The sequence below is a fragment of the Streptomyces sp. NBC_00358 genome, from assembly GCF_036099295.1.
Classification (GTDB): domain Bacteria; phylum Actinomycetota; class Actinomycetes; order Streptomycetales; family Streptomycetaceae; genus Streptomyces.
In genome coordinates, this window is record NZ_CP107976.1 from 5,842,063 (window position 1) to 5,855,644 (window position 13,582).

At 67.7% G+C, this 13,582-nt stretch carries 10 protein-coding genes; 3 read left to right on the plus strand and 7 right to left on the minus strand.

What is annotated here, in order from left to right; translation table 11 throughout:
* Nucleotides 1-172 precede the first annotated feature (172 nt).
* Nucleotides 173-352 carry a hypothetical protein gene (locus OHT01_RS24885; RefSeq protein ID WP_328555332.1) on the minus strand — a complete coding sequence of 60 codons (180 nt, stop codon included), beginning with the start codon at nt 350-352 and terminating at the stop codon, nt 173-175.
* Between the two features lie 560 nt (nt 353-912).
* Between OHT01_RS24885 and OHT01_RS24890 the strand changes: the two genes are divergently transcribed.
* The 3 genes from OHT01_RS24890 to OHT01_RS24900 are packed head-to-tail and all read left to right on the plus strand — an operon-like array spanning nt 913 to nt 4,940.
* Nucleotides 913-3,066 carry a helix-turn-helix transcriptional regulator gene (locus tag OHT01_RS24890; protein WP_328555333.1) on the plus strand — a complete coding sequence of 718 codons (2,154 nt, stop codon included), beginning with the start codon at nt 913-915 and terminating at the stop codon, nt 3,064-3,066.
* Nucleotides 3,067-3,069: 3 nt separating this feature from the next.
* Complete coding sequence (locus OHT01_RS24895; RefSeq protein ID WP_328555334.1) at nt 3,070-4,065, plus strand: hypothetical protein; 996 nt, start codon at nt 3,070-3,072, stop codon at nt 4,063-4,065.
* The gene (locus tag OHT01_RS24900; RefSeq protein WP_328555335.1) at nt 4,062-4,940 is read left to right on the plus strand and encodes a DUF6339 family protein; all 879 of its coding nucleotides are present in this window, start codon (nt 4,062-4,064) and stop codon (nt 4,938-4,940) included. The genes OHT01_RS24895 and OHT01_RS24900 overlap by 4 nt, the downstream gene beginning before the upstream one ends.
* A 17-nt stretch (nt 4,941-4,957) precedes the next feature.
* Here the strand turns inward: OHT01_RS24900 and OHT01_RS24905 are convergent, their stop codons facing one another.
* The 6 genes from OHT01_RS24905 to OHT01_RS24930 all read right to left on the minus strand — a co-directional run bounded on the left by OHT01_RS24905 (nt 4,958) and on the right by OHT01_RS24930 (nt 13,559).
* The gene (locus OHT01_RS24905) at nt 4,958-6,313 is read right to left on the minus strand and encodes a DNA cytosine methyltransferase (RefSeq protein WP_328555336.1); all 1,356 of its coding nucleotides are present in this window, start codon (nt 6,311-6,313) and stop codon (nt 4,958-4,960) included.
* A 36-nt stretch (nt 6,314-6,349) separates the two neighbouring features.
* A complete protein-coding gene (locus OHT01_RS24910; RefSeq protein ID WP_328555337.1) occupies nt 6,350-7,321 on the minus strand; it encodes a DNA cytosine methyltransferase in 972 nt (323 codons plus the stop codon).
* A complete protein-coding gene (locus tag OHT01_RS24915) occupies nt 7,309-7,719 on the minus strand; it encodes a very short patch repair endonuclease (protein ID WP_328558252.1) in 411 nt (136 codons plus the stop codon). Before OHT01_RS24915 ends, OHT01_RS24910 begins: the two co-directional genes overlap by 13 nt.
* Before the next feature lie 54 nt (nt 7,720-7,773).
* A complete protein-coding gene (locus tag OHT01_RS24920) occupies nt 7,774-10,659 on the minus strand; it encodes a Z1 domain-containing protein (protein WP_328558253.1) in 2,886 nt (961 codons plus the stop codon).
* 121 nt (nt 10,660-10,780) lie between these two features.
* Nucleotides 10,781-12,361: an ATP-binding protein gene (locus OHT01_RS24925; RefSeq protein WP_328555338.1), complete on the minus strand. Its 1,581-nt coding sequence runs from the start codon at nt 12,359-12,361 to the stop codon at nt 10,781-10,783.
* Nucleotides 12,362-12,539: 178 nt separating this feature from the next.
* Nucleotides 12,540-13,559: an SEC-C domain-containing protein gene (locus OHT01_RS24930; protein WP_328555339.1), complete on the minus strand. Its 1,020-nt coding sequence runs from the start codon at nt 13,557-13,559 to the stop codon at nt 12,540-12,542.
* Nucleotides 13,560-13,582 lie beyond the last annotated feature (23 nt).

Consider the following 13,582-nt stretch of genomic DNA (forward strand, 5'->3'; position numbering starts at 1 on the left):
GAAATGTCAGCGATGGGGCCGGCGCACGCCGGCTTCGTCGAAGTCGGCGTGCGCCCGTCGTGGTGCCTGTGTACCGGCGTTGCAGTGCCTTCGGGAGCGCGAAGTGTTGGGGGGCTGCCGAGGGGGGCGGTGTGGGGCTGTGAGCTGCTCTTTTGCTACCTCACGTGCTGGCTCACGATGCGTCCGGCGGCAGACCGGGAATCGCGCCGTCGGGAAAGTCCTTCTCGGACAGGTTGTAGTCCTGGAGAACCTTCGTCACCTCGGTCTCGCTCTTGGACGTGCTGATTGCCAGCCCGAATGAACTCATTTCCCGAGATGAAAACAATAAGTCGTTGTGTCCCTGCTCAATCATGAATGAACTCCCCTGTTCAGGTTGCACAGGGGTAAATTAGGAACGCATTCCCCCGCGAAAATGGATGACACAGACAGCGTGAATCCCTCATTTGGGATTCTCGTTCGGCCGATAACACTAGCGGGTGTCGGCCCGGTGTCGCCAGACCTTTCGTCGAAATGCTTCTGCGGTGGTGGAGCGGCGACTTGGTGTGTGCCTCGGTCTCCTGTTGCGGGGCTGAATTCGGGTGCACTTCTCCCTGGGTCGCCCAGCCTTCCCCGTTTCGGGATTCGTGAGCGAGATGGGATCCCCATCGGCAACAACCGTACCCAGGGTCACTCGAAGGCGCAAGCCCCACGCAACCCCAACTCCCATTCCCTTGAAGGGAGTTGATGGCTCCATTTATGGAAATGGCAAATATGGGGCGAGACTTGGAAATTCGGGACAACTTGGGCACCGAGTTGAACGGATCTCCGTGGTGAGGTCGATCAACTGCTGGTTGACGCTCCCGTGCGTGTCAAATTAACCTCGTGGTCCACAGCACACGATCTACATCGACTCCGAGGAAGAGCGGGTAACGCGTGGAGACAGGTGAGGAGTTCGGGCCCTGGCTGGCCCGACAGCTCAAGCTCGCGGGGAAGACGCAGGCCGAACTGGCCGACGAGCTCCAGCTGACTCGGGCAGCCGTGTCCGCGTGGATCACCGGCAGGTCGACTCCTCGCCCGACCGTCATGACGGACATCGCCGTGGCGCTCGGCACGGACGTGGGTACGGTGCACACCCGCACCACCGACACCCAGGCCGGCCTCCCCGTCACCTGGTACCACCGTCCCGGGTACTCCGACGGCGGTCGGGACCTGGGCAATGCCGCGGCCTTCGCCTTCGACGCCGACGTGCAGGTACTTGCCCGCGAGACCTGCCAGAACAGCCTGGACGAGCGACTCACGGAGAACGGGCGCCCGGTCCGGGTCCGTTACACCCTGCACGAACTCACCGGTGAGGCCCTGGACTCCTTCCGTGAGGCGATCCTCTGGAACGATCTGTTTCCGCACTACTCCGCCGTCTCGGAAGTCGCCGGTAACCAGAAGGTCGGTCGGGTCGTGGACGCCGGGGTGCGCGACATGTACGAGAAGCGCCGCCTTGTCCTGCTGCGTGTCGATGACTACAACGCCTCCGGGCTCATCGGCGACGACTACGCGGACGGCAAGTTCGCCGCCGTGGTCAGACGTCAACTGGAGAGTCTCAAGTCCGGCCCCGGCGCGGGTGGTTCGTACGGTCTGGGCAAGGCGACGCTGTGGGCCACCAGCGCGCTCGGACTCGTGCTCATCAACTCCACCCTGTCCGTGCCTCACGAAGGCCGTACCGAGCGACGGGTCATCGGCCGTCTGGAACTGCCCTGGCGTCAGGTGGACGGCGAGCCGTACGCAGGGCCCGCGTGGTTCGGTCGCCCCGACCCCGATTCACCTGGTGCCAGGATCGCCCGTTCGTGGTGGGCGGACGAGGAGACCGTGGCACGCCTGCATCTGGCCAGGGAGAACGACGAACCCGGTACGTCCTTCCTCATCGTCGGCGCGCACGACGTCGCGAGTCTGGAGGGGAACACAGCCGACGCCGATGACGAGTCGATCGGTGACGAGGAGGGCGACGAGGACACGCGTGACATCCGCAAGATGCACGGCCGTCTGGTCGAGGCCCTCGGCCGTGACTTCTGGGCGGCGATGACCGGAGGAGGCAACAGGCTCCCTCTCCTGGACGTGTCAGTCCGTGCCCTGCGGAACGGCAAGGAAGTCGTGCCCGAGAGGCAGGTGGACCCGTCTGTCGAGCAGCCGTCCCGGACCCGCGCCCTCAGAGCCCACTACGAGGGCACCACGGTTGATCGCCTCACCGAGGCCGGGCAGGTGGCGGCGCGAAGCGTGCCGTTGAAGCTGCCGCTCTCGGGTGGCGCCCATGGGACGCTCGGTACACACCAGGCGGTCCTGTTGGTCACCGAGGCAGAGGGGGACAGGGACGGCGACGGGGGGAAGAACAAGGTGCACTCGCTCCGCGGCAACCGCATGACCGTCAAGAGGACCGGCGTTCAGAGGTTGCCGCTAGGAACCAATCCGTTCCAGGCCGTTCTGTTGGTGGGTGAGGCGGCCGGGGAAGCCGCGCCCTTCGCGAAGGAGGCCGAGGAATTCCTGCGTGCGGCGGAACCTCCCGAGCACGACCGCTGGGGACAGACGGAGGAGTTGACTCTGCGCTGGTCCCCGTCCGCTTACCGGCGGATCAGCGCGCTGACCGCCGAGGTCAACAACGCGGTCAGGGAACTTGTCGCACGGCCGAAGCGCGGCAACCGCGAAGGCGGTGAGGCCGTACGCAAGGCGTTGACCGTGAGAACGAGGCCCAAGGCCAAGGCGCCCGCCGGGCCGGTCGTTCCGGTGCTGGACAAACTCGACGCGGCAGTCGGCGACGACGGGGAATGGCGGATCACCGCCGAAGTGAGCATCCCGCGTGGCGACGAGATCGTCCCGATGGTCCCGGTCGCACAGCTGGACGTGCGTTCAGGAGGCCGTCCGAAGCTGGAATGGGCGGAACTCGTGGCCGTCGACGGCTGCGAGGTGGAGGACGGGACCCTGCGTTTCCTGCCCGGAACGCGCCGCGCGAAGTTCCGAGGTTCCACCGATGTCACCAGTCACCCGGTCAGGACCACGCTCACCCGTCTCGTCCTCGAACTCCGCGCCGGCAAGGGGGACTGACGCGTGAAGATTTACCCGTACAAGCGGCTCAACAGACCGGTAGCACTGAGGGTGTCCTCGGTCTCTCTCAAGCTCTCCGACGGTACCCGCGACCGACTGGAAACCAGCGCGTACTCGACTCAGCAGCAGGCCGTCGCGCTCGGGATCGCCGGTCACACCGACTGGGTGAGCGCCACGATCGGTCTCTCGGCGACGCTGCCACCCGGGGCGAACGCGCCGGACGCGGCCTGGTCCGATCTGCGTGTCCTCGCCGTGCTGACGGACGGCGAGACGAATGTCCGAACGTCTGCCGAGTTCGCGCGCGACGCGCCGGACGGCCGGGACTGGTCGGGCTCCGTTGAGGTGCTCCGTGACGACCACTTGGGGCGCGTATCCCTCGCCGCGTACGCCGTCGGGACCGTGGACGGAGTGCGCGGCCGGTCGATCGCCGAGACCGACCGGAGCTGGATCGTCGACACCGTTTCCGACGAGCCGGTCCGTGGGCTCCAACTGGACGTCCAGACGACATCGTTCAAGAGAAGCTCTCGGGAGTGGCTCCAGGCCTACGCCGACGCGCCTTGGATCGTGGATGCCTCGGCCAGAGTGCCCACCGTGTTCGTGAACACCGATGTCGAGGGTGTCATAGGCCTGTTGGACAGCAACGGCTCGGGAGTGGACAGCAAGGTACGTGACCTCCTGGTCGCCCAGATGGCCACCGACGTCTGGACCGCGGTGTTCCACGGTGCGATCGGCGAACTGGAGGTGGAACCCAGCGGCGGTCCGGTCTTCCCGACCGACTGGCAGGGCGAGGTTCTGCGGGAGATGCTCCCGGACGTGATTCCCGGTGTGCACGTCGAGGAGGGCCTACGACAGGTCCATCGTCGACGCACCGGGGACTCGGGCTGGGCGGAACTTCAGACGCGTATCCACTACGCGGCGATCCGTCGTGCCGATGCCACCAAGGCGCTCGCCTATGTCATCCGCGGTCTGGAACAGATGAACCGGGAGAGTGAGACGTGATCACCCAGCCGAACCACGTACCGGAGCGCCTGGGGCTGCTCGCCACCTCGGCCGTCGATCCGTTCCTGACCGAGGAACTGCTCAAAGGCGAACAGGTTCACGGTGGCATCGATCTCGCCAAGCTCGTCGAGCCGCTCCCCGAGGAGGACGCCAGGTGGTGGGTCGAGCCGATCCGAAGCCTGGTGGAGGACGCCATGTTCGAGTTCCGGGAGGACCGCACCCGAGCCGACGCATGGCTTGCGCCACGCCTCCATGCCACGCTGCGCCTGACACGGCGGGAAGCGGCGGACAAGCGTCTGTGGAACCACCTGGCCCTGGCGGTGGCCCCTGACTACGTCGCCTGGCGGCACCTGTCGGAGCCGACGGCGAAGAGGCCGGACAGGCGCATTGCGGCGGAACGCTTCCGTGGCCCCGCGGACCGTCAGTGCTTCTCCCGTCTGTGGTGGGCGGCCGAACTCTTTCGGAACGGGTCGGACTACGAGCCGGTCGAGGCCGCCTGTGGGAACCAGGACCTCATTCACACGGTTCTCCGGATGGAGCTGATCGACCACCGGCCCACCGCCCAGGCACTGGTCCGCCTTCTGCAGCAGGGGCAAGTCACCACCGGGCGAGAGATCTTCGGTCTCAGCGTCGCGATCAACGCGGCTGGCGCGACCCTGATCTACGACATCCTCGGGCAGGACCAACCCCGCGACCCTGTGCATCTGCGGGACTGGATCGCGGAAGCGGAGTCGGCGCCACCGGTCGAGCGGTACGAACTCCCGAAGGGGCCGGACGAGGACTCCGTCCCGGAGGAGTCCGTGGCAGCGCTCACCAGCTACTTTGCAGAGCTGTTCGAGACCGCGCCGGTCCGGGGTAGGAAGAGCACGGATTGACCCGGGTCGTGCTCGAACTAGTCTGCCGACGCCTTCTTCTTGCGCGGGCGTGAGGAGGGCGGCGGCTTCTGGTCCTGTGCGCGTGGGCACCTGTCCGTGCATGTGTCCGCGTCCCCGCAGCCGTGGCTCCGTAGCTTGGCCCGTTGCTCCTCCGTTGCCGCCGTCCACGGCTTGTGGAGGGCCTCGGTGTCGGGCACAGGAAGGCCCAGAGCGGCGCCCAGCAGGTGCATGCCGAAGGCGGGCGGTACGGCGTTGCCCACCTGTTGGGCCTGTGCCGTACCGGACCACGGGTAGTCCGGCGGGAAGCTCTGCAATATCCCTGCCTCGTTCATGGTGAAGCGTGCGCCCTCCTGGACGATGCGCTCATCGAGGTGTTCGAAGACCACGAAGCGGGAGATACGGCCGGTGACGGTGGCTGCCGGCTGCTCGTCGGTGCGGACCCCGCGTCGTCCCGGGTGCCCGGAGCTGCCGTAGTTCGAGCGCACCAAAAAGCGCTTGGTCCGCGTGCCCACCGGTTCGTGGAGCACGTCGCCCATCGACCTCCACGGTTTCAGGTCCGTATTGGTCTTCTCCGGATGTTCCGCGGCCTCCGGTGCGGGACTGTCGTCGTCCAGGGTCGGCTGATGGACCTCGCTCTCGGCCGGGGCGTTCCTCTGGTTCCACTTCTTCGGCTCGTAGGCGTGGTGGGTCGGCGGAGGCAACTCGGGCTCACCGAGTCCCACACGCCGAGCGATCAGCACCGCACGTGATCGCGTCTGGGGCACCCCGTAGGTCTCGGTGGCGAGAACACCGAAGGCGACTTCGTACTTGGTGCCGTCGGGCAGACCCTTGTCTCTCAGAGCCTTCGCGTACTGCTCCCAGACCGGCTCGACCGTGGGCACCTGCTCCAGGACGATGACGTCGTACGGGCGGTTCGCGCGGTTCGGACTCCTGGTCGCCTGAATCGCGTATCGAAGCGGCTCGAGAATCAGGCCGGTGCGCTGGTCATTGCTGAACTTCCTCAGGTCTCTGTCGATCTCCTCGTCAGAGTCGCCCGCCATCAGCCGGTCGATGTACTTCTCGACCTCCTCCAAGGCTTCGCGGCCTGCGCCGTGTCCGGCCACCGAGTACGTCTGGCACGGAGGTCCACCCGCAAGCACATTGATCTCGGGCGGCAGTGACTCGAACGCGTCCCGGCGAACCGCGCTCACATCGGCGTGGAGGGTGTCCAGGCCCGCCGCGTACCGGGTCAGGCATGCGCTCTTGTCCCACTCGATGCCGAAGCTCGGGATGTCGAGCGTGTGCGCGGCGACGTCCAGCCCCCCGGGTCCCGCGAAGAGATCCAGGACAAAGGGTCTGTCGAGGCTGGACTGCTGGGGCGCCGTGCTGGTCATGGGGCTGAAGTCTAGCCGGCCGCGAAGATCGCCGAATCACTGTTTCAGCGCTTCGGCGACGGCCAGCCCAAGAGCCTTCCCGACAGGAGGCGGGGTCGCGTGTCCGACTTGGCGGTAACGGGCGGTCTTCCGCCCGCTGATCTGCCACGTCGCAGGGAAGCCCTGCACCAGCGCTGCCTGCTCGACCGTGAGCTTCACCATGTGCTCCCTGCCGAGTTCCGGGTCCCAGACGAAGTCCGGGCCGGGGATTTCATCACCCACGGTGTGTGCGTTCACGCCCATCGTGGCCCACTTCTCCTTGGCCCTGGAGGGGCCCAGGTCGGCACCACCCCGGTTCTTCGACCCACCGACCAGCGTCGGAGCGGGTCGGTCGGCCTGGGCGGCCCAACGGGCGGCGTCCGTCCAACCACGTGCGGCCATGGACGGCCCCAACGCGGTACCGACCGTGATCGGTTCTCGGACGGTGGGTACCGGCAGCCGGAACGCCTCGGCCCACTCGTGTCGGACCGCCACAAGAACGCCGTGCTTGCGGTTCTGCGGTACACCGAAATCGACGGCGTTCATGACGAGCCAATGGGCGACGTATCCCAGGTGGTCCAGTTCGGCATGGACGAAATCCCGGAAGAGCTGATGGATGTCCGAGTGAACGAGTTCGGGGACGTTCTCGATGAGAACCGCACGTGGCCTGATCGCGTGAACGAGATACACGGCTGCTTCCAACAGCCGTTCTTCCAACCCCGTGTCCACTCGATGGGCGGTCGCGCTCGACCTCACCCGTGGCAGGCCGGCGGCGAGGAGGTCCACGTCGTGACTCACGGGGTGCTCGGCCGGATCGAAGTCCAGCAGGTCTGTGTGCAGCACGTTCCACAACGGCCGGTTGGTCCGCAGGGTCGTGACGGCGAGTTCCTCCTCGTCCAGCAGCAGGCGCGGCTCGAACCCCGCCTGCTCCAGTCCGAGGGCGAGCCCGCCCGCTCCGGAGCACACATCGACGAAGGTCAGGTTCCCCACGCTTCCCCCTTGTCGGAGCGTCCTGCCGGACGCCGTTCCACGGCTGCTTTCACCTGGGCCGCGACATCCTCGGGCCCCTCGTGCTCCCAGAACCGCAACACTGTCCACCCTTGTGCGGTCAGGTGCTCCGTCGTCTCCAGGTCGCGGGCCATGTTCCGATCCAGTTTCTGGCGCCACCACTCCGCGTTCGCCTTCGGTTGCGTCGCGTGTTGCGGGCACCCGTGCCAGAAGCACCCGTCGATCAGAACGGCCACCTTGGTCCTGGTGAACGCCACGTCGATGCGCCGCCGCGCCATGCCCGGCACCGGGTACTCCACGCGATAGCGCAGGCCGGCCGCATGCAGGAGGCGTCGCACGGCCAGCTCGGCGTTCGTGTCCTTGCTGGCCTGACGGGACATGCGTGCGGAGACGCCGGGGGAGGAGGGCCTCATGTCTTCCAATGGTGTCGCGCCTCAGGAGTGAAGGTCGTTTCGGGCGATCACGACGGCATCCTGCCGGCTCGAGTCGATCGCACGGAACCGGACCAGGGGCAGGCCGGTTTCCACCGACGAACTCGGCGCGACGAAGGAGAAGGCCATGACGACGTCACCGGGGTCCAGCGTCCCGTCGTCGGCGAGGTGCGGCTCGGACTCGACCACCGGGTAGAGCAGCAGTGCGCCTCGGCGCGGGTGGACGAACTGCTCTACCGCCGTGTTCCCGGCCGTCTCGACGGCGCCCGCGACGCGCAGGGCGGCGCCGCGGTGCTTGGGCTCACTGAGCGCGCCGAAGAGAGAGCCCCGCCGGCGGGTACGCCGGGCCGGGGTGAACGGACCGTGTCCCATGATGCGAGCCTCCACGCGCTTGGCGGAGGTCTGCAACGGAGTGATCACGAGCCAGTCGTCGATCTCCGTCTCGTGCTGACCCGCCTCCAGCAGGAACTCCAGGTGCGGCGAGAACTGGCTAGGGATCGACCATCGCAGGTCGCACAGGACCTTCGTCAGCGTCTCGTGAGAGACCGTTCCGACGCGCGCTTCGTACGCGGGGCCGTCTCCGACCGACAGACGCACAGGGTCTTGGCCCAGCGCGGCGAGCACCGGCTCCCAGCATTCGGTGTTGTGCGCCAGGGCCTGCGGGGTCTCCGGGTGGGCGGTGGGCTCGACCCAGGTACCGGGCGACCGCACCTCCACCAGCTCCGCGTTGAACATCTTGTTCCGGGCCGACGGCTTCACCCACGGCAGGTGCTGGCTCACCAGGGGCGGGATCTGGGCGGGGGTGACCTGGGGACGGCCGTCCACCAAGGGGGCGTAGCGGGCCAGTTCCGCGCGGAAGAGTTCCTCGTCGCGGCAGATCGCCTCGAAGGCCTCGTACAGGTCGACGGTCTTCGCGTTGCGACCGCGGCCGAGGGTCTCCTCGCGGCCGATGTAGAGCCGCACCAGGTCCCGGTATCCGGGGCGGAAGCCGAACCAACGGCCCATCTGCATAAGGGTGTCGGCCTGCTGTGTCGTGCGGCGGTAGTACGTGATCGTCAGGCCCTCGACCGTGAAACCACGGGACAGCTTGGTGCCGCCGACGAGGATCTTCCAGACGTTCGGGGTGCGGTCGAAGTCCAGGTCGGGCTGGGCGTAGTCGCGCTCGCTCTCGCCGTTGACGACGATGACGGGACTGCCGCCCTGGCTGATCAGCTGGCAGGCCCGGGAGACATGCGGCTTGAGGTCAGCGTAGGTCGCCGGGGTGGGCAGGGAGTCGTCCGCGTAGGTGTGGAAGTCCTTGTCGAAGAGGGCTTCCAAGCGCGCGTGGCCCTGACCCTTGTACGCGGCGTTGTGCCACATCGTCTCGATGCGCTCGGCGAGCGCCGCGTGTTCGGCCATGCGGACCGATTCGTGCACCAGCATCGTGTGGTGTCGGAACGGATCGGAGGGAACGCCGTGTTTCTCGCGGTAGATCTTCAGTGCGCCGGTGAGCACGAAGGCGTCCAGGGCTTCCTGGAGTCGGTCGCCCGTGGAGTCGTAGATGCCCCGGACGTGCTTCCTCTCGGCCTCGCCCTCACCCTCGTCGAAGGTGTCCAGGTCGTGGAAGTCCTGGACACCCATGTAGTCGGTGGGCCGGGGCAGGGAGATCAGGAAGTCGCGCGGGAAGAGGTCTTCCTCGTCGCCCGGGTCGATGAACACGTTGGCGAAGGGAGTTGCGGTGTAGCCGACGTACTGGACGCGCGGCAGGAGCTTGAGGAGCTTGCTGATCTGGTCGTTGATCGCGGTGCGGGTGACCTTGCCGTCCTCCCACTTCTTCGGGTCCGTCGTGTTGACCGAAGCCTGGTCCGACTCGTCGTCGATGATCAGGGTCGGTATCTCGCCGAGGATGGGACCCATCTTCTTGAGGTCCTTGACCAGCTTCTCAAGAACCGATTTGTTCTTCTTCACGACCATGACGCGTGCGCGGGCCGCGTGCAGGTTCGCCGCGTCGTACAGAGGGCGGGTCCGGTCCGGCTTCTCGAACTCCAGGGCGCTGATGCCGCGTTCCAGCGACATGTAGTCGCGGTCGCGCGAGGTCAGACGCTCGATGTCGAAGGCGCCGAGCAGGGAGGGGCGGGCGCCGAACGAGACGAACTTGTCGGGCCAGTCCTCGTCGTCCTGGTAGTCGATGCCCACCAAGGCGTCCGGGTCGTTCGGGTCGGCGGCGCCCAGGATGTTCTCCTGGCCGATCAGTTCCATGTCGAGACGGCGCTGGGTCTGGCCGCGCAGCAGGTTCAGGGTCCCGCCCAGGACTATGACCAGGCGGTAGCCGGCGTCGATGGCCTTGGCGGTGACTCCGGTGAAGTTGGCGGTCTTGCCGGACTGTACGTAGCCGACGACCAGCCCGCGCGCGCCGTACGGGTCGTCACGGGTGGGGTCGGCGAGCCGCTCGACGACCGCGTGGGCGGCCTCGTGCAGACCGGACACCGCCGCGTCGCTCCAGCCCTTGCGGCGCAACAGACGCTCGTACGAGGCCCAGTAGAAGGAGCGGTTCGCCGCCTGCTCCCGGGTGTACCAGGCATGGAACTCCCGGCTGATGGTGACAGGACCCGGTTCCACGTGGACCGGGACGGCCGTGTCGAGCGCTTTGCGGAGATCCGCGTCGAACGCGAGCCTGCCGTGGACCTCGGCGCGGCGCTCCGGGGTGCGAGGCGCGGTGGTCGACCACGTGGGGGACTGCTCGAAGTCCCACGCGGTGAGTTTGCGGCGCCACAGGGCGATCAGTTCGTCTCCCGGTGCCGCGGCCAGGACGCGGTCGCGGAAGCCGGTCCCGTCCGTGTCCGCCGGTTCGTCGGCGTCGGCGAGGGCGAAAGCGAGCTTGGCGAAGTGCTTGGGGCCGCGCCGGCTCATCGCGTCGAGGATCTCGCCGTGGAGGTCGGTGAGGCTGTCGGGAGCGGGCGTGTTCTCGGCGGTCACGGCGGTCGGGTGGCCTCTCTGGCGTACGGGCAGGTGCTGGGGACGGTGGGACGGACTAGCCCTCGACGCGGGCGAGTTCGGCCCGCACCGCGGTGACGAGCACGCTGTTCCACAGAGCGACCTTGTCGGTCTGGTTGGCCCAGACCCGTTCCTTCTGGAAGATCTCGTTGAGCATCAGGAAGAGAAGGCTCTTCAGTACCGGGGCATCGTTCGATCCCCCGCGTCGACCGCCGTTGAAGGCGTGCCGGTAGTCCTTGTTGAGGACGACCAGGCGCTCCTTGTGGTCGATCGTGAAGAGCAGTTCGGCCGGGTCGGTGCCGGGCGGCACGTCGAGCCTGGCCCAGCTGAAGGTGATGGGGTCATCGCCTTCCCGTTGCGGCAGTTCGTCCCGCAGCGTCCGCTTCAGCTTGGGGTCGATGCCCTTGCCGGGCGGGATGACGGCCGTGCGCTTGACCTCGGTACGCCGCTTGGCGGCCTCGCGATAGGTCGTCTCCGCCTCGCGGACGTACTCGGCGAAGGTGTGGTCACCGGTGGGGACCACGGCCTTCTCCAGACCTCGGGCGAACGCGGGGGTGACCTGGACACCGTCCTTCTTGACGGTCAGGGAGAACACGTCGTTGGGCTCGGGAGGCAGGTCCACGGCGATCCGGGCGAGGGCGAGGTGGCTCTCCGCGCTGCGGGTGTCGTTCCAGCCGCCGGCCTGGACGAGCCGGTCGTTGCGGTAGAGGTAGAAGCCTTGGCGCTCGGCGAGCGGGCCGATGCCCCGGTAGGCGACCAGTGGGGACTTGGGCGGCCATATGTGCGCGGTGAGCGCGACATCGCCGACGCCCTCCACAGGGGCGATGTACGTACGGGGATAACCCGGGCGACCCGGGATCCGGTAGCCGAACGGGTCTATGTGCTCCACGCTCCGGTGGTCCAGTTCCTCCCGGGTGTGGACGTCCTCCACGACGATGTCCACGTGGAAGCCGTCGCGGGCGAGGAAGCGGTGGAGGTGGAGCCCGAGGTGGGTCTCGAGCCGCTCGATCGCGTCATTGAGGTAGCGGTCGGTCTGACCGGTGGTGATGGTCTCGAACGTGCGGACCTGGTCCCATCGCACGATCGTGCCGTGCCAGTCGATGATCCCGTCATAGCGGTCGACCAGGTCCTGGCAGTACGTCGCGTCGACGATGTCGCAGGTGAAGTCGGCCTGTGCGCGGGCGGTGAGCCAGCGGCGGCCGGTCGACGGGCTGCGCTTGGTCCGGCTGATCACGGTGAGCGCGTCGGCGTGCGAGAGGGAGGCGGCCTTCAGGCCGGCGCCGAAGTGCCCCAGGGCGCCGGCGGCGTACTTCTCGCGCCCTCCCACAGTCATCGCCGTGTCCAGGCCCGCCTCGTCCATGCCCTGGCCGTCGTCGATGACGAGCAGACCGACGAGGCGGTCGCGTCCGCCGCGCTCACCGGTGTCCCGCAGGAAGCTCACGACGACGTTGTGGGCTCCGGCGTCGATCGAGTTGTCGATCAGGTCGGCGATGGCCGCCTCGAAGCCGTACCCCTGGTGCGCGAGCGATTCGAACGACCTGGCTGTCGGAGGGAGCCGCTTGCTTCCGCTGGTCGGTACGTCGAACTGCCACTCCGAAGAAGGCTGGTAGGGCGGCATACGTGTTCCTCGCGCACAGGGACATGCCCGGGATGCGTGCGGGCAGACCAGTTCGGCTGACACGTGTGACGTTAGCGTGCGCGAGTTGTGAAGGAATAGTGGGATCGAAATATGTTTGCGCGACGCCCCCTGGGACCGGTTCCAGGGGGCGGATTCCGACGGCGTGACGCCGCCGGTCTCAGGCTTCCAGGATCCCGTGACACTCCCCATAAGCCGCCCCCGACCCGCACCAGCACCCCGCCCCCCGCTGCGGCGGCCAAGCCACCGCCAGTCCGCGGGCCGCCAGGGTCGTCGCGTACTGGGGGAGCAGGATCGTGTCCGACGGGGACGTGGCCTCCGAGGCTGCGAAGGCCTCGTAGGAGGGGACCGTGGCGGTGACGATGCCGAGGTTCGGGGTGCCGGAGACGGCCAGTTCGCGCAGGGACGCCTCTATCGTCGCGAGGTGCTCCTCGTGGGAGGGGTACTCGGTGGTGAGGTCCGGGTACGCGGCGGTCAGTTCCGCGAGTTCGGGGGCCGACCAGTGGAGGACCGCCACCGGGAACGGGCGGGACAGGGCCTCGCGGTAGGTGCTCAGTTCCGCCTGGAGGCGGGTGATCTCGGCCTGGAGTTCCGCCGGGTTGTCCGAGCCCAGGGACCAGACCCGCTTCGGGTCGTGGAGTTCGTCCAGGGAGATCGCGGACGAGTGGAGGGTGTCGGCCAGGGCGTCCCACTCGTCGTGGGCCGCGCCCAGCATGCGGCGCACGCGGTGGCGGCCGAACAGGAGGGGGAGCGTGGAGTACGGGGGCTCCGGTACGTCCGTCAGGAGCAGGACCGCACCTTCGGTGAACGTGTCCTGCGCCGCTTCCAGTTCGTCGTGCGACTCCAGGGCCTCGGCCACGATCACCCAGGGGGCCGCGTCGCGGGGGGCCGCGGCCCTGACTCCGTCGATGATCGCGCGGGCCTCGGCCTCGTGGTCGTACTCCCACAGGTTCGACGCCTTGAGGGCGCGTACCAGATACGGCTTCTCCAGGGGGGAGTCCGAGGTGAGCAGACGGTCGTAGAGAGTGGTGGCGCCGGGGCGGTCGCCGGACAGTTCGAGGTGGGCCGCGGCCTGCAGGAGCAGGTGCTCGGCGTCCTCCGGATACAGGCCGGCGGTCCGCTCCAGGCGAGCCGCTTCGGCGGTGTGGTCGACGTTCTCGGCAGGCGTGTCGGGGCGCATGGGTGACACCGTACTGCCGTCGG